Below are 23,329 nucleotides of genomic sequence, written 5' to 3'. Positions count from 1 at the left end.
GGAAAGAAGAAATGAAGCTTGGATATGTCATAACCGCCGAACGCGGTGCCACCGACCGCCTTTTGAGCGAGGTCGCCGCCCGCTGCATCGCCGAGGGCGTTCGCGTGGCCGGGATCGTGCAAACCAATACCGAATCCGCCAAGTCGCACCTTTGCGACATGGATGTGCAAGTTCTGCCCGATGGGCCGGTCTTTCGGATTTCGCAATCCTTGGGCAAGGAGGCACGCGGTTGCCGCCTTGATCCGGCCGCACTTGAAGCGGCCGTGGGCGAAGTCAGCAAAAGCCTGTCCGCGTCGCCCGATTTGCTGATCGTCAACAAGTTCGGCAAGCACGAGGCCGACGGGCGCGGCTTTCGCGATGTCATCGGCCAATGCCTGCTGGAGGGCGTCCCCGTTCTAGCAGGCGTCAACGGGCTCAATCTTGAGGCCTTCCATGACTTTACCGAGGGGCTGGCCGAGCCATTGGAGGGCGATGCGGCGGCGCTTGTGGCATGGGTCAAGCAAGCTGTTGCCGCGCAAACCCGGGCCGCATGAAAATTATGGCAGCATTCTCGCCGATAAGTCACAGACCGACGCTTGACGGCGGCGGCGAAAGACAATAACACCGCGGCGACTTAGGGGTATAGCTCAGCTGGTAGAGCGACGGTCTCCAAAACCGTAGGTCGCGGGTTCGAACCCTGCTGCCCCTGCCATTCTCCGAAAATCGCGACTTCGCCCATGCCCACGACCTCTTGCTTTGCGGGGCTCTGGATGGTGTTAACCTTGTCGGTTTTTTTGCAATTCATAGCCATTATTTGGCCAATTTCAGCCAATAGCGTTGTCCCATCAGGGTGCAGAGTGCCCGTTTTCAACTTGCCCCGCGCAAGGCGGACACAGGATTGGTGACAGCGTATGAGACATATGGCCAAACGCATTGACCCCGGCTTGCCGGAGGCTGACGGACCTGACCGCACACAAACGACAGGGCGGGACGGCTCGCCCCAAGAAACGCGCGCTGGAACAGCCGACGATATGATCCGCAAGATGATGGCCGAACAGCGGCGCGAAAAGAACCTGCGCAGCCTGCCCGCCATTATGCCGGATGAGCCAAAGGGCATCTCACCAGAAGATCAGGATGCGCGCCGTGCGCGCCTCGAACGCCGTCAGGCGTGGGGCAGGGCACTTAATGCAACACCCTCCACGCATTACGACACGCATCATGAAGAGGCGGAGCATCCGCGCCGCGGCGGGGTGGCACGGTTCTTTCTGCGCGAGGACCGAAGCGGCGACGGGGCAGAGGCGGAGGAACCGCGAACCGAACGCCGCTATGCCTTGTCGCTTGTGATCGTGAGCATCCTGGTATTTCAGCCACAGATGATCCCGGGCCTGCTGACCATGATGTTCTGGACCCTTTTCGTGGCCAGCCTCTTGTTCGGGCCGGGTCGCGTGGTGGATTTCCTGCAAGGGCTGTGGCGCCTGTTCCTGCGGCGTCATCCCGTTCTGGCCGCCAAGCTGCGCGGCATCAGGGATATAACCCGTGGGACAGTCATGAAGAGGCTGCCCGGAAAAATTCGTGCCCGTTGGCTGGCAGGTGGCACAACCAGTCGTGACATGGGCCGGAACGATGACCGTGACGATTCATTCAACGGGCAGCTTGAAGCCGGGGTCTTTCGCGGCTGATACGGGCTGATGGGGCGTCTGTCGCTTCTGGCCTTGAATTCATGGGCCGCTGCGCGTATGTGCCCCCTCACGGCAGCACGGAAAAGAAGATAGCGCACATGGCACGTACGAATCCGCTTCAGTTTATTCAGCAGGTCCGCTCGGAAGTGGCCAAGGTGGTTTGGCCCACGCGGCGTGAGGTCCTGTTGACCACCGTGATGGTCTTCATCATGGCCTCGCTGACAGCGGTGTTCTTTGCCCTTGTCGATCTGGTGATCCGCTCCGGCCTGACCGGTGTGCTCAACCTTTTCGGCTAACGAGGCGAGAACGTGTCGGCGGAAAATCGCGCCAGCCCCTTGAAATCAGGCGAAAACAGCGGTAGTTGACGCCTCAATTCCAGACAGGGCGCGCGGCGATTCGAGTTGCGCGCCGATTTTTTGTTTTGGGAAGCTCGGGGTAACCCCCTGAAATCAAAAGAATTCCGGCCCTTGTGGCCGACAGTGACAAAGGCATGGGTCGAAGATGGCAAAACGGTGGTACTCGGTCAGTGTTCTCTCGAACTTCGAGAAGAAAATCGCCGAGCAAATCAGACAATCCGTTGCCGAGCAGGAACTCGAAGGCGAGATCGACGAGGTTCTGGTGCCCACCGAAGAGGTGATCGAGGTGCGCCGCGGTAAGAAGGTGACCGCCGAGCGCCGCTTCATGCCGGGCTATGTGCTTGTGCACATGGAGATGTCGGACAAAGGGTATCATTTGATCAACTCGATCAACCGCGTCACCGGTTTCCTTGGCCCGCAGGGCCGCCCCATGCCGATGCGCGACTCCGAGGTGAACGCCATCCTCAACCGCGTTCAGGAGGGCGAGGACCAGCCCAAGCTGATGATCAGCTTCGAGGTGGGCGAGAAGGTCAAGGTCAACGACGGCCCGTTCGAGGATTTCGACGGCATGGTCGAGGAAGTGGACGACGAGAACCAGCGCCTCAAGGTGACGGTTTCAATCTTTGGCCGGGAAACCCCGGTCGAACTGGAATTCACGCAGGTCACCAAGCAGGCCTGACGTGCAAGCCGTGGGAGGCGAGGGCATCGCGATGCCCGGACCGGACCACACAACATAGGCTCCGACGGACGCGTCCCGAGGAGGTTGGAAAAGGAGAAGGCCAATGGCCAAGAAACTCGCAGGCACGATGAAGCTGCAAGTGCCCGCAGGTCAAGCGAACCCGTCCCCGCCCGTGGGTCCGGCGCTTGGTCAGCGTGGCATCAACATCATGGAATTCTGCAAAGCGTTCAACGCCAAGACGCAGGAAATGGAGCAAGGTGCACCTTGCCCCACCGTGATCACCTACTATCAGGACAAGTCCTTTGAAATGGACATCAAGACGCCGCCCGCGTCTTACTACCTGAAAAAGGCTGCCAAGCTGAAGTCGGGGTCGAACACCCCCGGTCGTGCGACCGCAGGCTCGGTGACCACCAAGCAGGTCCGCGAAATCGCGGAAGCGAAGTGGAAAGACCTGAACGCAAACGACGTCGAAGCCGCGATGAAAATCATCCTTGGCTCCGCACGCTCCATGGGCATCGAGGTGAAGTAAGATGGCAAAGCTTGGTAAACGTACCCGCGCCGCCCGTGAAGCCGTCGCAGGCAAGGAAAACCTGAGCGTGGAAGAGGCCGTTTCGCTGGTCAAATCCAACGCCAAGGCCAAGTTCGACGAAACCATCGAGATTTCGCTGAACCTTGGTGTTGACCCGCGTCACGCGGACCAGATGGTTCGCGGCGTTGTCGGCCTGCCCAACGGCACCGGCAAAGACGTGCGCGTGGCTGTCTTCGCCCGTGGTCCCAAGGCCGACGAGGCGAAAGAGGCCGGTGCCGACATCGTGGGCGCCGAAGACCTGATGGAAACCGTTCAGGGCGGCACGATCGAATTCGATCGCTGCATCGCGACCCCCGACATGATGCCGATCGTCGGCCGTCTGGGTAAGGTGCTTGGCCCGCGGAACCTGATGCCGAACCCCAAGGTCGGCACGGTGACCATGGACGTGGCTGATGCCGTTGCCGCCGCAAAAGGCGGTGAAGTGCAGTTCAAGGCCGAAAAAGCGGGCGTCGTGCACGCCGGTGTCGGCAAAGCCTCCTTCGACGAAGGCAAGCTGGCCGAGAACGTGCGTGCCTTTGTGGCCGCCGTGAACAAGGCCAAGCCGACCGGCGCCAAAGGCACCTACGTCAAGAAGATCTGCCTGACCTCGACCATGGGGCCGGGCGTCAGCATCGACGTCAGCAACGCTGCGTCGGAATAAGAATTTGCACTGGTCCCTCGGGGCCGGGGCGAATGGCGGGGCCGCATCCGGCCCCGTCCTGTCCGAGATGGAGGGTTAGGCGCAAGCCTCGTAATTCCTTCCTGAGATGGGGAACGAGATGAGATTTCAACGAAGGCTAGGCCTTCGGGTGATCTTGGCCTCGGGACCCTGACTTTGGACCCGAACGCTGCCCCATCCGGGGTGGCAAACATGAGCCGGGGGGAAACCCCCAAATTTGGAGTGAAACTGTGGATAGAGCCCAGAAAGAGAAAGTGGTCGAGGAACTCGGCCAGATCTTCGAAAGCTCTGGCGTCGTAGTGGTTGCCCACTACGCGGGTCTTACAGTTGCGCAGATGCAAGACCTGCGGGCCCGTGCCCGCGAGGCCGAAGCCTCTGTACGCGTCGCGAAAAACAGGCTCGCCAAGATCGCCCTTGAGGGTAAGCCGTGCGAAAGCATTGGTGACTACCTGACGGGCATGACCGTTCTGACCTACTCGGAAGACCCGGTTTCGGCTGCGAAAGTCGCCGAAGGGTTTGCCAAGGATAACGAGAAATTCGTGATCCTCGGCGGTGCCATGGGGTCGGATCACCTGGACCGTGCCGGTGTCAAAGCCGTGTCCGATATGCCGTCGCGCGAAGAGCTGCTTGCTCAGATCGCCGGTATGCTGGGCGCACCCGCTTCGAACATCGCCGGTGCAATTGGCGCACCTGCTTCGAACATCGCGAGCATTCTTTCGACCATCGAAGAGAAGGCGGAAGCCGCGTAAGCAACTGAAAAGGACCGCGTAGGGAATTCCCCTGACGTTGGAACACATCTTAAAACGGAAAGAGCTGATAAAATGGCTGATCTGAAAAAACTCGCTGAAGAGATCGTTGGTCTGACGCTTCTCGAAGCACAAGAACTGAAAACCATCCTCAAGGATGAGTACGACATCGAGCCCGCCGCTGGTGGCGCTGTGATGATGGCTGGCCCCGCAGGCGGCGACGCTGGCGGTGCTGCTGAAGAGCAAACCGAATTCGACGTGATCCTGAAATCGGCCGGCGCGTCGAAGATCAACGTCATCAAAGAGGTTCGCGGCATCACCGGCCTGGGCCTCAAAGAAGCCAAGGAACTGGTCGAAGCCGGCGGCAAAGCCGTCAAAGAAGGCGTCGACAAAGCCGAAGCCGACGAGATCAAAGAGAAACTCGAAGCGGCTGGCGCCGAAGTCGAGCTCAAGTAAGTCGCGCCGGGGCAACCCGGAGTGCACAAGACTGGCTGAGCGCGGACATATACCGCGCTCAGCCGAACCTGTCTTAGAAAGGGCTTTTGCAGCCCCTCGGTTGGAAAGCCCTTTCTAAGGCGCGGTTCTCGCGATCGGGAGGCCCCTGGTGGGACAGGGGCCGGGAATGGATCGCACCCGCCGTCTCGTATGGGTACGCCGCTGTAGCCCGACAGCAGGCGTTTCCGGTGAGAAACGAAAGGTGACATCGACCATGGCTCAGACCTACCTTGGCCAGAAACGTCTGCGTAAATACTTCGGTAAAATCCGCGAAGTTCTCGACATGCCGAACCTCATCGAGGTTCAAAAATCGTCTTATGACCTCTTCCTGAACTCCGGCGACCAGCCCCAGCCGATGGACGGCGAAGGCATCAAAGGCGTGTTCCAATCGGTTTTCCCGATCAAGGATTTCAACGAAACCAGCGTGCTGGAATTCGTCGATTACGAGCTGGAAAAGCCGAAATACGACGTCGAGGAATGCATGCAGCGCGACATGACCTACAGCGCGCCGCTGAAGGTCACCCTGCGCTTGATCGTCTTTGATGTGGACGAAGATACCGGCGCCAAGTCGGTGAAAGACATCAAGGAACAAGACGTGTTCATGGGCGATATGCCCCTGATGACGCCGAACGGCACCTTCGTCGTGAACGGCACCGAACGCGTGATCGTGTCCCAGATGCACCGCTCGCCCGGTGTGTTCTTCGACCACGACAAGGGCAAGACCCACAGCTCGGGCAAGCTGCTCTTCGCCTGCCGCATCATTCCCTACCGCGGCTCGTGGCTCGACTTTGAATTCGACGCCAAGGATATCGTCTTCGCCCGGATCGACCGTCGCCGCAAATTGCCGGTGACCACCCTGCTGTATGCCCTGGGTCTCGATCAGGAAGGCATCATGAATGCCTACTACGACACCGTCGATTACAAGCTGAAGAAAAAGGCCCACGGCTGGGTCACCAAGTTCTTCCCCGAGCGTGTGCGCGGCACCCGTCCCACCTTTGACCTTGTCGATGCCAAGTCGGGTGAAGTGATCGGCGAAGCGGGCAAGAAAGTGACCCCGCGCGCCGTCAAGAAACTGATCGACGAAGGCGAAGTGACAGACCTCCTGCTGCCCTTCGATCAGATCGCGGGCAAATTCGTCGCGCGTGACATCATCAACGAAGAAACCGGCGCGATCTATGTCGAGGCCGGTGACGAGTTGACCGTCGAGCGCGACAAGGACGGTGAAATCATCGGCGGCACCGTGCAGGAGCTGCTGGATGCGGGCATCACCGACATCCCCGTGCTGGACATCGACAACATCAACGTCGGCCCCTACATCCGCAACACCATGGCGATGGACAAGAACATGAACCGCGAAACCGCGCTCATGGACATTTACCGCGTCATGCGCCCGGGTGAACCGCCCACGGAAGAGGCCGCAAGCGCACTCTTCGACACGCTGTTCTTCGATTCCGAACGCTATGACCTGTCGGCTGTTGGCCGCGTGAAAATGAACATGCGTCTGGCGCTTGAAAAGCCGGATACGCAGCGCACGCTGGACCGCGAAGATATCGTTGCCTGCATCAAGGCACTGGTGGAACTGCGCGACGGCAAGGGCGACATCGACGACATCGACCACCTCGGCAACCGCAGGGTGCGCTCGGTCGGCGAACTGATGGAAAACCAGTACCGTGTCGGCCTTCTGCGGATGGAACGCGCTATCAAGGAACGCATGAGCAGCGTCGAGATCGACACCGTCATGCCGCAAGACCTGATCAACGCCAAACCCGCCGCCGCGGCTGTGCGTGAATTCTTCGGCTCCTCGCAGCTGTCGCAGTTCATGGACCAGACCAACCCGCTGTCGGAAGTCACCCACAAACGCCGTCTCTCGGCGCTTGGGCCGGGCGGCCTGACACGTGAACGCGCAGGCTTCGAGGTGCGCGACGTGCACGCCACCCACTATGGCCGGATGTGCCCGATCGAAACGCCGGAAGGCCCGAACATCGGCCTGATCAACAGCCTCGCGACCTTCGCTCGCGTGAACAAGTACGGCTTTATCGAAACTCCGTACCGCAAGGTCGAAGGCGGGCAGGTGACCGATGAGGTTTCCTATATGTCCGCCACCGAGGAACAGCGTCACGTCGTGGCACAGGCCAACGCCACTCTCGACGACAGCGGCAAGTTCGTGAACGAGATGGTCAACACCCGTCAGGCCGGGGAATATACCCTGTCGCCGGTCGATGCCGTGGACCTGATCGACGTCAGCCCCAAACAGCTGGTCTCGGTCGCGGCCTCGCTCATCCCGTTCCTTGAAAACGACGACGCCAACCGCGCGCTCATGGGCTCGAACATGCAACGTCAGGCCGTGCCGACGCTGCGCTCCGAGGCCCCGCTCGTGGGCACCGGCATCGAAGAAGTGGTCGCACGCGACTCGGGCGCGGCCATCATGGCCAAGCGTGCCGGTGTCATCGACCAGGTCGATGCCCAGCGGATCGTGATCCGCGCCACCGCCGATCTTGAGGTCGGCGACCCCGGCGTCGACATCTACCGGATGCGCAAGTTCCAGCGGTCGAACCAGAACACCACCATCAACCAGCGTCCGCTGGTGAAAGTGGGCGATACGGTTGCCAAGGGCGAAGTCATCGCCGATGGCCCGTCCACAGATATGGGGGAACTGGCCCTCGGCAAGAACGTGATCGCGGCCTTCATGCCGTGGAACGGCTACAACTTCGAAGACTCGATCCTGATCTCGGAACGCATTGCGCGCGATGACGTCTTTACCTCGATCCACATCGAGGAATTCGAAGTCGCCGCCCGTGACACCAAGCTTGGGCCAGAGGAAATCACGCGCGACATCCCCAACGTGGGCGAAGAAGCGCTGCGCAACCTCGACGAGGCGGGCATCGTTTACATCGGCGCCGATGTGGAACCGGGCGATATCCTCGTGGGTAAGATCACCCCCAAGGGTGAATCGCCCATGACTCCCGAAGAAAAGCTGCTGCGCGCCATCTTCGGCGAGAAAGCCAGCGACGTGCGCGACACCTCGCTGCGCGTGAAACCGGGCGACTACGGCACCGTGGTCGAGGTGCGTGTTTTCAACCGCCACGGCGTTGAAAAAGACGAACGCGCCCTGCAAATCGAGCGTGAAGAGGTCGAGCGCCTCGCCCGAGACCGCGATGACGAGCTGGCGATCCTCGATCGCAACATCTATGCCCGTCTGAAATCGCTGATCCTCGGCAAGGTCGCTGTCAAAGGCCCCAAGGGCGTCAAGGCGAACTCGGAAATCACCGAGGACCTGCTTGAAACCCTGACCAAGGGCCAATGGTGGCAACTGGCGCTGAAAGACGAGAAAGACGCCCAGATCGTCGAAGCCCTGAACGAGCAATACGAGGCGCAGAAACGCACCCTGGATGCCCGTTTCGAGGACAAGGTCGAGAAAGTCCGCCGTGGCGACGACCTGCCGCCGGGCGTGATGAAGATGGTCAAGGTCTTCATCGCCGTGAAGCGCAAGCTTCAGCCGGGCGATAAGATGGCCGGTCGTCACGGGAACAAGGGTGTGATTTCGAAGGTCGTGCCGATGGAAGATATGCCCTTCCTCGCCGATGGGACCCCGGTTGATTTCTGCCTGAACCCGCTGGGCGTGCCGTCGCGGATGAACGTCGGTCAGATTCTTGAAACCCACATGGGCTGGGCCGCGCGCGGCCTTGGTATCAAGATCGACGAGGCGCTTCAGGAATACCGCCGCTCGGGCGACCTGACGCCGGTGCGCGAGGCCATGAAAATCGCCTATGGCGATGATGTCTACGAAGAAGGCATCGCCGGTATGGACGAAGGTCAGCTTGTCGAAGCCGCCGGGAACGTGACCCGCGGTGTTCCCATCGCCACGCCCGTCTTCGACGGCGCGAAAGAGGCCGATGTGAACGACGCGCTGAAACGCGCCGGTTTCGACGAAAGCGGTCAGTCGCTGCTGTTTGATGGTCGCACGGGCGAGCAATTCTCGCGCCCCGTGACCGTGGGTGTGAAATACCTGCTCAAACTGCACCACCTTGTCGATGACAAGATCCACGCACGCTCCACCGGGCCGTACAGCCTCGTCACCCAGCAACCGCTGGGCGGTAAGGCGCAGTTCGGTGGTCAGCGCTTCGGGGAAATGGAGGTCTGGGCACTCGAAGCCTACGGCGCCGCCTATACCCTGCAAGAGATGCTGACGGTGAAATCGGACGACGTGGCAGGCCGGACCAAGGTCTACGAGTCGATCGTCAAGGGCGAGGACAACTTCGAAGCCGGCGTGCCGGAATCCTTCAACGTTCTCGTCAAGGAAGTGCGCGGCCTCGGCCTCAACATGGAACTCCTGGATGCGGAGGAGGAGGAAGACGCGGAGTGACGTTTTCCAATGGGTGCGCAGTCTTTGCGCACCCCACGCCATCCCTCCCCACCGCACCCTCTCAGAATTGAGGACATGAAATGAACCAGGAACTCACAAACAACCCTTTCAACCCGAACGCCCCCGCCAAGGTGTTCGACGAGATCAAGGTCAGCCTTGCGTCGCCGGAACGGATCCTCTCGTGGTCCTTCGGTGAGATCAAGAAGCCCGAGACCATCAACTACCGGACCTTCAAGCCCGAGCGTGACGGCTTGTTCTGCGCCCGTATTTTCGGCCCGATCAAGGACTACGAATGCCTGTGCGGCAAATACAAGCGGATGAAATACCGCGGCGTCGTCTGCGAGAAATGCGGTGTCGAGGTGACCCTGCAAAAGGTCCGCCGTGAACGCATGGGCCACATCGAACTGGCCGCGCCCTGTGCCCATATCTGGTTTCTCAAGTCGCTGCCCTCGCGCATCGGCCTGATGCTGGACATGACCCTGCGCGATCTGGAGCGCGTTCTCTATTTCGAAAACTACGTCGTGATCGAACCGGGCCTGACCGACCTCACCTATGGTCAGATGCTTTCGGAAGAAGAGTTCATGGACGCGCAAGACGCCTATGGCATGGACGCCTTCACCGCCAACATCGGCGCCGAAGCCATCCGCGAAATGCTGCAGAACATCGACCTCGAATCCGAGGCCGAGCAGCTGCGCGCCGATCTGGCCGAAGCCACGGGTGAGCTGAAGCCCAAGAAGATCATCAAGCGCCTCAAGGTCGTGGAAAGCTTCATCGAATCCGGCAACCGCCCGGAATGGATGATCATGACCGTGATCCCGGTCATCCCGCCCGAACTGCGCCCGCTGGTGCCGCTGGACGGGGGCCGTTTTGCCACCTCCGACCTCAACGACCTTTATCGTCGTGTGATCAACCGGAACAACCGCCTCAAGCGCCTGATCGAACTGCGCGCGCCCGACATCATCGTCCGCAACGAAAAGCGGATGCTGCAAGAGTCGGTCGACGCCCTCTTTGACAACGGCCGCCGCGGCCGCGTGATCACCGGCGCCAACAAGCGCCCGTTGAAATCGCTGTCGGACATGCTCAAGGGGAAACAGGGCCGCTTCCGCCAGAACCTTCTGGGGAAACGCGTCGACTTCTCGGGCCGGTCTGTCATCGTGACGGGCCCGGAACTCAAGCTGCACCAGTGCGGCTTGCCCAAGAAGATGGCGCTGGAACTGTTCAAGCCCTTCATCTACTCGCGGCTCGAAGCCAAGGGCATGTCCTCGACCGTCAAGCAAGCCAAGAAGCTGGTCGAGAAAGAGCGCCCCGAGGTCTGGGATATCCTGGATGAGGTGATCCGCGAACATCCCGTCATGCTCAACCGCGCACCGACGCTGCACCGCCTTGGCATTCAGGCGTTCGAACCCGTGCTGATCGAAGGCAAGGCCATTCAGCTTCACCCGCTGGTCTGCTCGGCCTTCAACGCCGACTTCGACGGTGACCAGATGGCCGTTCACGTGCCGCTCTCGCTGGAAGCCCAGCTTGAGGCGCGTGTGCTGATGATGTCGACGAACAACGTTCTGTCGCCCGCCAACGGTGCACCGATCATCGTGCCCTCGCAGGACATGGTTCTCGGCCTCTACTACACCTCCATCATGCGCGAAGGCATGAAGGGTGAAGGCATGGTCTTCTCCTCCATTGAAGAGGTGCAGCACGCCCTCGACGCGGGCGAGGTGCATATGCACGCCAAGATCACCGCGCGTGTGCCGCAGGTCGACCCGGAAACCGGCGAAGTGGTCATGAAACGCTACGAGACCACCCCGGGCCGTGTCCGCATCGGCGCGCTGCTGCCGATGAACACCAAGGCCCCGTTCGAACTGGTCAACAAGCTGCTACGCAAGAAAGAAGTGCAGCAGACGATCGACACCGTCTATCGTTACTGCGGCCAGAAAGAGAGCGTGATCTTCTGTGACCAGATCATGTCGATGGGCTTCAAGGAAGCCTTCCGCGCCGGGATTTCCTTCGGCAAGGACGACATGGTGATCCCCGACGGCAAATGGACCATCGTCGAGGAAACCCGTGATCAGGTGAAAGGCTTCGAACAACAGTACATGGACGGCCTGATCACACAGGGCGAAAAGTACAACAAGGTTGTCGATGCCTGGTCGAAGTGTAACGACCAGGTGACCGAGGCGATGATGGGCACAATCTCGGCCGAGAAAAAGGACGAAACCGGCGCAGTTGCCGAACCCAACAGCGTTTACATGATGGCCCACTCGGGCGCGCGGGGCTCGGTCACGCAGATGAAACAGCTGGGCGGAATGCGCGGCCTGATGGCCAAGCCGAACGGCGACATCATCGAAACGCCGATCATCTCGAACTTCAAGGAAGGTCTGACCGTGCTGGAGTACTTCAACTCCACCCACGGTGCCCGGAAGGGTCTGTCGGACACCGCCTTGAAAACCGCGAACTCGGGTTACCTGACACGTCGCTTGGTGGACGTGGCGCAAGACTGCATCGTGCGCGAGCACGACTGCGGCACCGAACGCGCCATCACCGCCGAGGCCGCCGTCAACGACGGTGAGGTCGTGGCAAGCTTGGGCGAACGTATCCTTGGCCGTGTTGCCGCCGAGGACATCGTCAACCCGGTCACCGAAGAGGTGGTCATCGCCGCCGGTCAACTGATCGACGAACGCATGGCCGACGCCGTGGAAGAGGCCGCCGTGCAATCGGCACGCATCCGTTCGCCCCTCACCTGTGAGGCCGAGGATGGCGTTTGCGCGATGTGCTACGGTCGTGACCTCGCACGCGGCACCATGGTCAACACCGGCGAGGCTGTCGGCATCATCGCCGCGCAGTCGATCGGTGAACCCGGCACCCAGCTGACGATGCGGACCTTCCACATCGGCGGCGTGGCGCAGGGTGGTCAGCAGTCCTTCCAGGAGGCAGGTCAGGCCGGTACGATCTCGTTCGAGAACGCGCAGACGCTGGAAAACGCCTCGGGTGAAACGCTGGTCATGAACCGCAACATGAAACTGCGGATCATGGGCGAAAACGATGCCGAGCTGGCCAGCTTCAAACTGGGTTACGGGACCAAGCTGCACGTCAAGGACGGCGCCAAGGTGGACCGTGGCGACAAGCTGTTCGAATGGGATCCCTATACCCTGCCGATCCTCGCCGAGAAAAGCGGGACCGCCAAGTTCGTCGATCTGGTCAGCGGCGTTGCCGTGCGTGACGTGACCGACGAAGCCACCGGCATGACGCAGAAAATCGTGATGGACTGGCGCGCGGCACCCAAGGGCAATGAACTCAAGCCCGAGATCATCGTCATGGGCGAAGATGGGGAACCCGTGCGCAACGACGCGGGCAACCCGGTCACCTATCCGATGTCCGTGGATGCCATCCTGTCGGTCGAAGACGGTCAGGAAATCCACGCCGGTGACGTCGTCGCGCGTATCCCGCGCGAAGGCGCCAAGACCAAGGACATCACCGGTGGTCTGCCGCGTGTGGCTGAACTCTTCGAGGCGCGTCGTCCCAAGGATCACGCCATCATCGCCGAAATCGACGGTTACGTGCGTTACGGTCGCGACTACAAGAACAAGCGCCGGATCAGCATCGAACCCTCGGACGAGTCGATGGAGCCCGTCGAATACATGGTGCCCAAGGGCAAGCACATTCCTGTCCAGGAAGGTGACTTCGTCCAGAAGGGCGACTACATCATGGACGGCAACCCCGCGCCCCACGACATCCTGTCGATCATGGGGGTCGAGGCCCTCGCCGATTACATGATCGACGAGGTGCAGGACGTCTATCGCCTGCAAGGTGTGAAGATCAACGACAAGCACATCGAGGTGGTCGTCCGCCAGATGCTGCAAAAGTGGGAGATCTTGGACTCGGGCGAAACCACGCTGCTCAAGGGCGAACACGTGGACAAGGCCGAATTCGACGCCGCCAACGAAAAGGCGATTTCCAAGGGGGGCCGCCCCGCACAGGGCGAACCGATCCTTCTGGGCATCACCAAGGCGTCGCTGCAAACCCGCAGCTTCATCTCGGCGGCCTCGTTCCAGGAAACCACCCGCGTCCTCACCGAGGCCTCGGTTCAGGGCAAGCGCGACAAGCTCGTGGGCCTGAAGGAAAACGTCATCGTGGGCCGCCTCATCCCGGCGGGCACCGGCGGCGCGACCCTCAAGGTGCGCCATATCGCCCAGGGCCGTGATAATGTGGTCATCGAAGCTCGCCGCGAAGAAGCCGAAGCCGCCGCAGCGCTTGCTGCCCCGGCAGAGGATGACGTGGTTGGCGGGGATGAATTCGACACCTTCGTCGACACCCCCGAAAGCCGCGAAGAGTAAACCCGGCGACACCAACACCTTGAAAGGCCCCGCAGAGCGCGGGGCCTTTTGCATTTCAAAACCGCGAGCGCCCGCGGTCTATGCCTGCTGTGTAACGCCAACTTGTCTTTGGTCCGTGCAGGGGCAAGTTCTGAATAATACGCAATTTTTTCGCTCCACCGGTTGCTGCAAGTGGCCTGGCTGGCCGCGTATGGGCTGCGAAGTCACGTAGGCTCCTGCGCGCCTTTTGGCCGATCCCGGCGAAAAAAAATTGACGGATTGCGAGAATCAACACTACCCTGAGTTGAGGCTTGCTTGGGCCTTTCTTGGATATTTTGTTTTTCACGGGTTTCTTCTTTCGTCGTGTTTTCAAAGGATCGCGATGTCTGGGTCATCGAATTTTTCACCATCGGACTTGGCATTGTCTTACCAAGTCTCGGCAGATCGCTTTACCGGGTCGGCACAGGTCAGTCTTGATTTCGACCTGCCCGAGGGCCGCAATGGCCTGCAACCGACTCTCGGGTTGACCTATGCCTCCTCGCGGATGCAGGGGGCCTTCGGGCGCGGTTGGGTCTTGATGGGCCTGCCGGTCATCACCATCGACACCAGCGATAGCCTGCCACGCTACGATCAGAGCGATGGCTATACCGCCACTCTGGGTGGCTCGCTTGTACCCAAGCATGACGCGGCGGGCCGGGCCATGGTGCGCAGCGAGGCCGGATTCCGGGTGGAGACCTTCATCGCGCAGGAAAACAGCAGCCGTATCCGGTTTGAACGCTGGGTTGAGATCGCCACCGGCGCGGTCCACTGGCGCAGCCGCGACACCACCAATGCCGTCACAATCTATGGACGCGACCCCGATGCAGGTTCCTGCATTGCCGACCCGGCGCAGCCACGGCGCATCTATCAATGGTTGCCGGAACTGACGGTCAACGCGCGGGGCGATGCCATCTGGTATCAATACCAGCCCGAGGACCTGCGCGGCGGGGCAGGGGACCGTTTGGCCGACCGCGCGCGGCGCGGCGCACTGGCGCAACGCTATCTCAAATCCGTTCATTGGGTGAATACGACCCCGGCGCAGGATGTCGACGCCTTCGATCCGGCGACCAGCGGATGGGCCTTCCAACTGGTCTTTGACTATGGCGATCACGACCCGGATGCGCCCGGCCCCGCGCCTGACCGCGCGTGGCCCGTGCGGCCCGATCCCTTTTCAACCTGCACTGCGGGGTTCGACCTGCGGACATGGCGCCTGTGTCAGCGCGCCTTGCTGTTTCACCAATTCGATGCGTTGGGGCCACAGCCCGTTCTGACCCGCAGCATCGCCTTCGATTATGACCGCCGCACCAGCGGCACCTTGTTGACCGGGGTGACCAAGACAGGCTGGCGCGAGGGGGCCAGCCGCGCCATGCCGCCGCTTCGGTTCGACTACACCCAACCGTCGATCGCCGATACCTTCGCCGCCGTGTCCGCCCCCTTGCAGGCCACCGCCCCCGGTGGCGTGTCGAATGCCAAGACGCTTCTGGCCGATCTTTACGGCGAAGGCTTGCCGGGCCTGTTGCAAGACGACCCCGCCGGGTGGTTCTTTCAACGTAACCTTGGCGGCGGGCGGTTCGCGCCGCCCGTCTGTGTGCAAAGCCGCCCGGCCCATAGCCTTGCGGCCATCTCGCTTGGCGATTTCGATGGCGATGGCAACATGGATGCGGTCGCCTATGCGGGGCAGGGGGCGGGGCATTACACATTCGACCGCACCACGGGGGAATGGAGCGCCTTTCACCCCTTCGATGAAATGCCCGCCCTTGGCAGCCTTGCCGGGGTGCAGCGCCTTGACATGACGGGCGATGGCCGCGCCGATCTGGTGGTGCGCGATGGTGAGGGCCTGCGGTATTACGAGGCGCGCGGCCGCGCCGGTTACGCCCCGCAGGCACAGCGCACGCGCTTGCCCGAGGAGGCCGCCCAAGGCCCCACCGGCGCCCCCCCGCTCAGCAGCGACCCCGCCAATGATTACCTTTTCGCCGATATGACCGGCGATGGCCTGCAAGATCAGGTCTTGGTGCGCAGCGGCATGATGGCCTATTGGCCCGGTCTGGGCGGTGGTCGTTTCGGCGCGCCGGTGGTGATGGAAAACGCGCCTGTGCTGGAGACCGCGGGCGGCTTTGCGCTGGATCGTATCCTGCTGGCCGATCTGGATGGCTCGGGCACGGCGGACCTGATCCTTCTGGGCGAGGGGGAGGTGCGCATCTGGACCAACGAGGCCGGCAATGGCTGGAGCGCGCCGCGCATCCTGTCGGGCCTGCCGATGATCGACACCCAAAGCACCGTCGAGGTGGCCGATATCATGGCCGACGGGCGCCTGTCGCTGGTCTGGACCGAAGTGCGCCCCGGTCGCATCGCCACATGGCAAAGCCTGCCTTTGTCCGGTGCGGTGCCGCCCGGTTTGATGCGCGAAGTGCGCAATGGCATGGGCCGCTGCGACCGTCTGGAATATGGCCATTCGGCGCAGCATTACCTGCGCGATAAAGGCAGCGACCGGGCATGGGATACCAGCCTGCCCAGCCATCTGGTCACGGTCGACCGGGTGATCAGCGAAGACCTGATCACCGGCACCCTATACGAGACGCAACTGCGCTATCGCAATGGGGCCTATGACGGGCGCAGCCGCAGTTTCGCGGGCTTTGGCGAGGTCGAGATCGTCACCGCCGATTTCCTGCAAACCGAGGGCGAGGACCTGCCGGTCAGTGAACCGCTGATGACCCGTGCCTTCTATGACCACGGGCAGGGCGATCCGGCGCAGGCGCGCTATTGGCAGGGTGATCCGCAGGAAATCAAGGTTCCGGCCTTCCACTTCGAACGCCCGCCCGGCGCGCCGGTGCCTGATATGGAAACCCTGCAAGACGCGCGCAAATGCCTGCGCGGGCGTGTCTTGCGCGAAGAAACCTATGCCATCGGGGCCGATGGCCCGGCCCCGGTGCCGATGTCGGTCAACCAATCGGGCTTTGCGGTGCGCATGGAGCAGCCCCCCGCCGCCGCGGCCGCCCTGCGCAATCGCAGGCGGCCACAGGATCGCGCGGTACTGGCCTGTTTTGACCGCGAAAGCAGCGCCGCACTTTATCACGGCGTCGCTGATGATCCGCGTGAATCGCATGCCTTCATCCTGCATCGCGATGACCACGGGGCCGATACTCTGGCCGCAACGCTTAGTTACCCGCGCCGCGCCGGACAGCCGGTCGAAGATACAGGGCAATCCACCCTGACCTGCGAGATCACGCGCAAAACCCTGCACCACGCAGACGACGACGACCTGCTGTCGCTCAACCTTCTGCGCGAGCAAGAGGAGTTTGTTTTGCCCGGTCTTGCCGCCCCGGCGCGCGGCTGGTTCCGGTTTGACGAGATGGCGACGCTTGTCGATACGGCGCTGGCCGACCCGCTTGGCTTCGCCGCCCCGCCGGTGCCCAATCGCGCCCTGCGTAGCCATTGGAGCCGGCAAATCCACTATGACGCGGCGGGCCAGCCTGCCGATTTCGACCGCCCGCAAGACATCGCGCAACCGCCGCGCCTGCACCATGCCGAAAGCGCCGTGTTCTCTGACCTTTTCGCCACCACTCACTACGGGGCCACCATCGGCCCGCGCCTGACCGATCTGGGCCATTGGCAACGCGATGGGCATTGGTGGCGCGCGACCCCGACTCTGACCTATCTTGAGGCCGCTGGCTTTTTCCGCGCCACGGGGCATATCCTTCCCGATGGGCGGCGCACGACAAACGGGTTTGACGCGGCGCATCTGTTCGCCGTGTCGATGACCGACCCCTTTGGCGCGGTGGCGACCAGCGTGATCGACTACCACGCGCTGACCCCCCGCCGCAGCGAAAGCCCGACCGGCGCTTGGAGCGAAACCGTGTTCGACCCGCTGGGCATCCCGCTGCGCGCCGCGCATGGCGGCAGCGTGGTGGATGACACCGGCACCCAGCAGCCTTGGGGCTTTGATCCGCCGCAGGCTGGGCCTGTTCCCGATCTGGCAACCGCATTGGCCGATCCGGCGGCGGCGCTTGGGGCGGCCTCACAGCTCATGATCTACGATCTTGAGGCCTTCGAGCGGGATGGCAGCCCGCCGGTGCAACTGTCCATTCTGGCGGGTGACCTTCGGCATGACGGGCAGGGCGGTGCGCAGGCCATGGGCCATCTGCGCGCCGAAGTTTTGTATCACGACGGCTATGGTGAGGTGCTGAGCGGCAAACAACGGGTCGAGGGTGGCCCGGCCATTCACCGCGACGCCCAAGGCGACGTGGTGCTGGCCGCCGATGGCACGCCCGATCTGCAAGACGCCACCCAACGCTGGACCACCAATGGCTGGGTTCAGCGCAACCAGAAGGGCGAACCGATCCGCGCCTATGAGCCCTATTTCTCGGACCGCCCCGATTACGAGGCCGACGAGGTGCTGCAACAATTCGGGCAGCCGACCGAACAGTATTTCGATGCCTTCGGACGGGTGGTGCGGCGGCTTCTGCCCGGCGGGGCCATGGAACGCTCGGACTATGGCGCATGGGGAGAGCGGCATTTCGATGCCAACGATACGGTCGATCAATCCGCGTGGCGGTTGTCGCGGGACATCCTGCCCGCCGATCACCCCGAACGCCGCGCGCTTGATGGCAGCTTGCCCCATGCAGGCACCCCGGTGGAACGTATCTTTGATGCCACGGGCGCACAGGTGCGCCTGCGCGAAGACGGCGGGGCCGCAGGCCTGCGCGAAATGCGCAGTCTTTATGACCACTACGGCGACATCACGCGCGTGATTGATGCGCGCGGGGTCGAGACCTCGCGCCATGTTTACGACATGCAGGGGCGCAAGATCACCGAATGGCTGGCCGATGCCGGCCGGACCCGCGCCCTGTTCGATGATCGCGACAATGCCGTGGAATTGACGCTGGCCAATGGCACGATCCGGCACACGCGGTTTGACGCCACCGACCGGGTCGTCGCCGTGGATGTCGATACCGGCGCTGGCCTGCGCCGGGTTGAGACGGTGACCTATGCCGATGACCCCACCGATGCCGATACGCTGTCGCGCAATCTTCTGGGGATGGCCGTAGTCACGCGCGATGATGCGGGCGAACACCGCCTGCTGGATGCCCTGCCCACCGGGCAACCCACCCGCAGCTCGATGCAACTGCTGGCCGATGCCGAGGCCGCGCCCGATTGGACGGGGGCCGTGGCGCTGGAGGCGGATGTTTTCACCACCCGTATGCACCACGATGCCTTTGGCCGTCCCTTGAGCGAAGAGCGCCCCGATGGCACGCGCCTGCGCGCCGCCTATACCGATGGCGGCCACCTTGCCGCCTTGTCGGTGGCCACGCTGGACGGGCAGGTGGCCGAAACCCAGATCATTGGAGATGCGCGCTACAACGTGGAGGGCCAGCGCGCATTCGCCCGTCTGGGCAATGGCGTCGAACTGACCCGCAGCTATGACCCCGACACCCGTCTGGTCCGCCGGATCGAGGCCCGCCGCCCCGCCGCCGGGGCGCGCGTGCGGCTGATCCAGGACCTCAACTATACCTATGACCCGGTGGGCAATATCACCGCCTGTCAGGATCTGGCCCATGATCCGGCGGGCGGCGGGGCTTCGGCTTTTTTCCGCACCGCCCCCGCCGTCAGCGCCGCGCGCTTTTATACCTATGATCCCTTCTACCGGCTGACCCGCTGCGAAGGGCGGGCGCATAACGCCCTCACTGCCGGGCCAACCCCACAGGCCGGTTTCGCACTGTCGGATGGCTCGGCCACCGAACGCTTTACCCAAAGCTACGATTATGACCTGTCGGGCAACCTTGAACGCCTGCGCCACACCGGCACCCTAAGCAATTTCACACAGGATTTCTGGATCGACGCGGCCAGCAACCGATCGCGCCCCGCCTTGGGGGCCGATGGCCTGCCCTATCCCAACCCGCAGGCCGATTTCGCCGCCGCGGGTGAGCTACAGCGCATGGACCACATCGCACGGCTGGAATGGCGGCACGATCACCGGCTGGCCCGCGCGGTGGTGATCGACCGTTCCGATCAAGGCCTGCCGGATGATGACGAGGTTTATCTTTATGACGGCGACGGCAACCGCCTGCGCCGGATCACCCGCCGCATGCTGGCCGGTGGCATCGTCGAGCGGACCGAGGTGACCTATCTGCCCGGCGCACAACGCCGCCGCATCTTCCGCGACGATCAGATGATCCTCGAACGGTTCACGACCACGCTGTCCGACGGGCTGTCCGATATGGCCGAGCTTTACCGCTGGACCCTCGACAGCAGCGCGCGGGAAACCAACGACGTGACCGCGCACCGCCTGCGTTATACGCTGGGCGATCATCTGTGCTCGGCCTCGCTGCGGCTGGATGAGACGGGCAATATCATCTCCTACGAAGAATACCTGCCCTTCGGCCAACGCGCCTTTGCCGCGGGCGACAATGCCCGCGAGGTGGCGCTCAAGCGCTTCGGCTTCATCGGGCGCGAACGCGACGATGCCACCGGGCTGCACCATATCGGGCAGCGCTACTATGCAAGTTGGCTCTGTCGGTGGATATCTCCCGACCCGGCGGGCGATGAGGATGGCCCGAACCTTTATATCTACGCGCAATGCAACCCGATCACCTATCTTGACCCGACCGGCCTGCAAACAACGGGCAGCGGCGAACGGGGCAAACGTATCCCGGTCGAAGTGGCCGAAACGCCCGACGCGGTGATCAACGCGATCGTCGGTCTGAAAACCTCCAACCCCGAGCGCTTCAAGGAACTCAAGGCGCTCTATGATGCCAAGAATTTCGCCTATTTCATCGACACGCAGGGCACCGTGCACATGGGCAGCAAGGCCGAGATGGCGGCGCTTGCTGAAAGCAAACTGGCCGCTGGCGAAGACGTGCAGGTGGTCACCACTCCGGGTGGGTCCAAGGATGGCACCGGCACCGGCGATGGCACGGGCGACCCCAAGGACGACACCGACCCCGAGGACACCTCCGACAGCACCGAGACCGGCGGAGACACCTCTGGTGGCGGCGGTGAAGGCGATGACAGCACAGAGGCCAAGGACGGCAAGAAAGACGGCGCCGACCTCTCCCAAGGTGCCGACGATGGCACCGGGGACGACACCACCGGCAAGGATGGCGAGGGCAAGGCCAAGAACGGCAGTGATCAAGGCGATGACGATGGCACCGGAAGCAATCCCTTGTCCAAAAGCGATGGCGACGGTGGCGGCGGCACCTCAAACGAGGCAAACGCTCATGGGTTGGGCGACAAGGGCACGGGCCATGGTGCGGGCGAAGGCGACCCCAAAAAAACCGGTAGCGGCAAGGGCGGCGAACACACGCGCCCCGGCGCCAGCGGCAGCGGGTTGGGCGATGCGCATAAACCGGGCGGTAGTGCCGAGGGCAAGAAAGGCGGCAAGGGCAACGGCACCGGCACCGACCCCGAGGCCAATGGCGCCCTGCCCGATGGCGAAAAGGGCGGCACCAGCAAAACCCCCGGCGGCCAAAAGGGCGGTCAAGAAGGGGGCATGGCCGGCGGTAGCATCAAGGGGTCGCTCAATGGGCACCCCGACGGCGAGGCCACCGGCGAAGGCAAAGGCACGGGCGGCGAGCGCAGCACCGGAAGCGGCAACGCCGGCCCGCAAACCGGCGGCACAAACGGCAAAGGAGGCGCCAGCGGTGACGCCAACAAGAACAAGACGCCCGGCCAAAACGGCGACGAAAGCGGCGGCGGTCAAAAGCCGGCCACCGTCATGGACAAGGTGGTCAAATACGCGGGCTACTGGAACCTAGAGTTTGGCGGCGACAAGAAAGGTGGCGAATCCGGCGGCATCCCCGGCGGCATGGGCAGCCTGAACCTCGGCTCATGGGGGCAGGGGCTTTATGTGGCGTTGACGGTGGTGGATATCGCCCTGACGGTGGTGACCCTTGGTGGCTTGGCGGCCATCAAGACCGGCCTGAAAGTCGCGGTCAAAGCGGGCGTGAAAGCCCTCACAACGCTTGGCCGCAAAGCCGCCAAGAACCTGTCGGTCAAAGGGCTCAAACAGCTTTCAGTCAAAGGCGCGAAACAAATGAGCGTCTATGCCGACAATCTCTTCAAATGGGTGGCCGGTGATTATAGTCTGCAATACAAATTCTACAATTGGGCCATGAGCAAAGGCGGATGGCGCGCGGCCATGGTCGACAGCGCTGTGGGCCGCTGGTTTCTTTACGGAATGACGGATGGGGCAGAGGCTTTTCGCGCTACGACGCCGCAAAAGTTTCTCGGTTTTTGGCCGTATATGAAAACCACGATTGTGAACAAGGCCACTCGCCTGCCCAACAAATTGGACGCTGCGGTGCATGAGGGCTTTCACGCCTTCACCAATTTGGTGGCTTGGCCAGTAAAGAAATACATGTGGGAAACCCCGAAAGGGCAACCTGTGTTCGCAATCATAAGTATGCTGGACGAAATGGGGGCCTATGCTGCGGGACGGCTGGCCACGGGCCGCCTGCATGCCTTGCCTATGGTGCCGCTTAACGCCCTCCATTCCACGTATGTGTTTTACTTGGGTAAAAATAAAAATGTGGCGATGGCACGCCAAGCGATGGGATGGACCGCCGCCGGGATGGCCGGGCTTGGCGGGGCGGCGTATGGCGCCTACCGCTACTTGACCGGCGACGATGAAAACCCCGCCGCCGCGGCAGGCGCACCATGAGCGCGCCGGGCCTCAACTGGGTCAGCGCCGAGGCGCAAGCGGCCAGATTGGGCCGCTTGGCCAAGGCCGGGCAACTGGTGCAGCTCGGCGCGATAAAGGGCGGTCAGGTTTTGCATACGTCCAGCGGTGTTGGCCCGGAATTCTGGCTTTTGCCGGAGGGGGCCGACCCCGACAGCATCGCCTTCGATAGCCAAAACGCCGCGCCGATCGGTGCGGCCCTTATTTGCGACGGGCCCGACCCCGTCACCACCCCGGACGCCCTACGCAACCGGGGGGCCGACATAACCATGCGCATCCCACAGTTTTAAAACGGATCGCGCCAATAATTTGGGAGACTTGTCATGCCGGAAGAAATTCTTGATCTCAAAGGTCTGCGTGAATTGGCCAAGAAACGGGCCCTCTCGGTGGCCGAAGCGGCCCGCGAAGGCGTGACAAAAACCGTCCTGGCCGAGGTGCGCAGGCGGCAGGTGCTTGGCTCTCTCGAAGCTGTCCCCGATGCCGTGCGTGCCCGGATCAAGGAAATTTCGGATAGCGAAATTCTGGAACGCAAGGCGAGCGAGACGATCGCCGATGCGATCAAGGCCGCCGACATCGAAGAGACGGAAAAGACCCGGCTAGAGGCCGATTTGTCCACCACGGGCATTGCCGAACGCCTGGCGGAACTTGATGCTGACAATCAGGATGCGATCCTGGACGACATGCCCTTTTTGCGCAGCGAACTGGATCGCTCGCGGGTGGCGGCCCTGGCCGATCTGGCCGAACCTGTCCGATGAAAGTGCCAAG

Annotated in this window: 13 protein-coding genes and 1 tRNA gene; all 14 read left to right on the top strand. The window is 62.3% G+C overall.

Annotation, left to right across the window (positions count from 1 at the left end; all coding sequences use genetic code 11):
• Nucleotides 1-11 precede the first annotated feature (11 nt).
• Nucleotides 12-533, top strand: coding sequence for a DUF2478 domain-containing protein (locus FDP25_RS04470; protein ID WP_154149326.1), 522 nt, complete (start codon nucleotides 12-14; stop codon nucleotides 531-533).
• A gap of 82 nt (nucleotides 534-615) precedes the next feature.
• Nucleotides 616-691: transfer RNA gene (locus FDP25_RS04465), tRNA-Trp, on the top strand.
• A 208-nt stretch (nucleotides 692-899) separates the two neighbouring features.
• Nucleotides 900-1,658 carry a hypothetical protein gene (locus tag FDP25_RS04460; RefSeq protein ID WP_154149324.1) on the top strand — a complete coding sequence of 253 codons (759 nt, stop codon included), beginning with the start codon at nucleotides 900-902 and terminating at the stop codon, nucleotides 1,656-1,658.
• Between the two features lie 98 nt (nucleotides 1,659-1,756).
• Nucleotides 1,757-1,954 carry a preprotein translocase subunit SecE gene (gene secE, locus FDP25_RS04455; RefSeq protein WP_154149322.1) on the top strand — a complete coding sequence of 66 codons (198 nt, stop codon included), beginning with the start codon at nucleotides 1,757-1,759 and terminating at the stop codon, nucleotides 1,952-1,954.
• A gap of 205 nt (nucleotides 1,955-2,159) precedes the next feature.
• Nucleotides 2,160-2,693: a transcription termination/antitermination protein NusG gene (nusG, locus tag FDP25_RS04450; protein WP_154149320.1), complete on the top strand. Its 534-nt coding sequence runs from the start codon at nucleotides 2,160-2,162 to the stop codon at nucleotides 2,691-2,693.
• Nucleotides 2,694-2,796: 103 nt separating this feature from the next.
• Nucleotides 2,797-3,222 (top strand): 50S ribosomal protein L11, encoded by a 426-nt coding sequence (gene rplK, locus FDP25_RS04445; protein ID WP_154149318.1) that lies wholly within the window; start codon nucleotides 2,797-2,799, stop codon nucleotides 3,220-3,222.
• A 1-nt stretch (nucleotide 3,223) separates the two neighbouring features.
• Nucleotides 3,224-3,922, top strand: a complete 699-nt coding sequence (gene rplA / locus FDP25_RS04440; RefSeq protein ID WP_154149316.1) for a 50S ribosomal protein L1 — start codon at nucleotides 3,224-3,226, stop codon at nucleotides 3,920-3,922.
• Between the two features lie 248 nt (nucleotides 3,923-4,170).
• Nucleotides 4,171-4,689: a 50S ribosomal protein L10 gene (rplJ, locus tag FDP25_RS04435; RefSeq protein ID WP_343031957.1), complete on the top strand. Its 519-nt coding sequence runs from the start codon at nucleotides 4,171-4,173 to the stop codon at nucleotides 4,687-4,689.
• A 72-nt stretch (nucleotides 4,690-4,761) separates the two neighbouring features.
• On the top strand, nucleotides 4,762-5,142 hold the full coding sequence (gene rplL / locus FDP25_RS04430; RefSeq protein WP_154149314.1) for a 50S ribosomal protein L7/L12: 381 nt from the start codon (nucleotides 4,762-4,764) through the stop codon (nucleotides 5,140-5,142).
• Between the two features lie 253 nt (nucleotides 5,143-5,395).
• The gene (gene rpoB, locus FDP25_RS04425) at nucleotides 5,396-9,544 is read left to right on the top strand and encodes a DNA-directed RNA polymerase subunit beta (protein ID WP_154149312.1); all 4,149 of its coding nucleotides are present in this window, start codon (nucleotides 5,396-5,398) and stop codon (nucleotides 9,542-9,544) included.
• 80 nt (nucleotides 9,545-9,624) lie between these two features.
• On the top strand, nucleotides 9,625-13,872 hold the full coding sequence (gene rpoC / locus FDP25_RS04420) for a DNA-directed RNA polymerase subunit beta' (protein WP_154149310.1): 4,248 nt from the start codon (nucleotides 9,625-9,627) through the stop codon (nucleotides 13,870-13,872).
• A gap of 361 nt (nucleotides 13,873-14,233) precedes the next feature.
• Nucleotides 14,234-22,546, top strand: coding sequence for a SpvB/TcaC N-terminal domain-containing protein (locus tag FDP25_RS04415; protein ID WP_154149308.1), 8,313 nt, complete (start codon nucleotides 14,234-14,236; stop codon nucleotides 22,544-22,546).
• The gene (locus FDP25_RS04410; RefSeq protein WP_154149306.1) at nucleotides 22,543-22,854 is read left to right on the top strand and encodes a hypothetical protein; all 312 of its coding nucleotides are present in this window, start codon (nucleotides 22,543-22,545) and stop codon (nucleotides 22,852-22,854) included. The genes FDP25_RS04415 and FDP25_RS04410 overlap by 4 nt, the downstream gene beginning before the upstream one ends.
• Nucleotides 22,855-22,887: 33 nt before the next feature.
• Nucleotides 22,888-23,319: a hypothetical protein gene (locus FDP25_RS04405; RefSeq protein WP_154149304.1), complete on the top strand. Its 432-nt coding sequence runs from the start codon at nucleotides 22,888-22,890 to the stop codon at nucleotides 23,317-23,319.
• Nucleotides 23,320-23,329: the final 10 nt, after the last annotated feature.

Origin of the sequence: Roseovarius bejariae (assembly GCF_009669325.1) — a bacterium.
GTDB lineage: Bacteria > Pseudomonadota > Alphaproteobacteria > Rhodobacterales > Rhodobacteraceae > Roseovarius > Roseovarius bejariae.
The sequence above is the reverse complement of the archived record's forward strand: the minus strand, read 5'-3'. Positions and strand labels throughout refer to the sequence as shown.

Coding starts and splice junctions, on each gene's coding strand:
- secE (WP_154149322.1), top strand. CDS start 1,757: ATGGCACGTACGAATCCGCTTCAGTTTATTCAGCAGGTCCGCTCGGAA.
- rplA (WP_154149316.1), top strand. CDS start 3,224: ATGGCAAAGCTTGGTAAACGTACCCGCGCCGCCCGTGAAGCCGTCGCA.
- FDP25_RS04415 (WP_154149308.1), top strand. CDS start 14,234: ATGTCTGGGTCATCGAATTTTTCACCATCGGACTTGGCATTGTCTTAC.
- FDP25_RS04460 (WP_154149324.1), top strand. CDS start 900: ATGGCCAAACGCATTGACCCCGGCTTGCCGGAGGCTGACGGACCTGAC.
- FDP25_RS04405 (WP_154149304.1), top strand. CDS start 22,888: ATGCCGGAAGAAATTCTTGATCTCAAAGGTCTGCGTGAATTGGCCAAG.
- rplL (WP_154149314.1), top strand. CDS start 4,762: ATGGCTGATCTGAAAAAACTCGCTGAAGAGATCGTTGGTCTGACGCTT.
- rpoC (WP_154149310.1), top strand. CDS start 9,625: ATGAACCAGGAACTCACAAACAACCCTTTCAACCCGAACGCCCCCGCC.
- rpoB (WP_154149312.1), top strand. CDS start 5,396: ATGGCTCAGACCTACCTTGGCCAGAAACGTCTGCGTAAATACTTCGGT.
- nusG (WP_154149320.1), top strand. CDS start 2,160: ATGGCAAAACGGTGGTACTCGGTCAGTGTTCTCTCGAACTTCGAGAAG.
- rplK (WP_154149318.1), top strand. CDS start 2,797: ATGGCCAAGAAACTCGCAGGCACGATGAAGCTGCAAGTGCCCGCAGGT.
- FDP25_RS04470 (WP_154149326.1), top strand. CDS start 12: ATGAAGCTTGGATATGTCATAACCGCCGAACGCGGTGCCACCGACCGC.
- FDP25_RS04410 (WP_154149306.1), top strand. CDS start 22,543: ATGAGCGCGCCGGGCCTCAACTGGGTCAGCGCCGAGGCGCAAGCGGCC.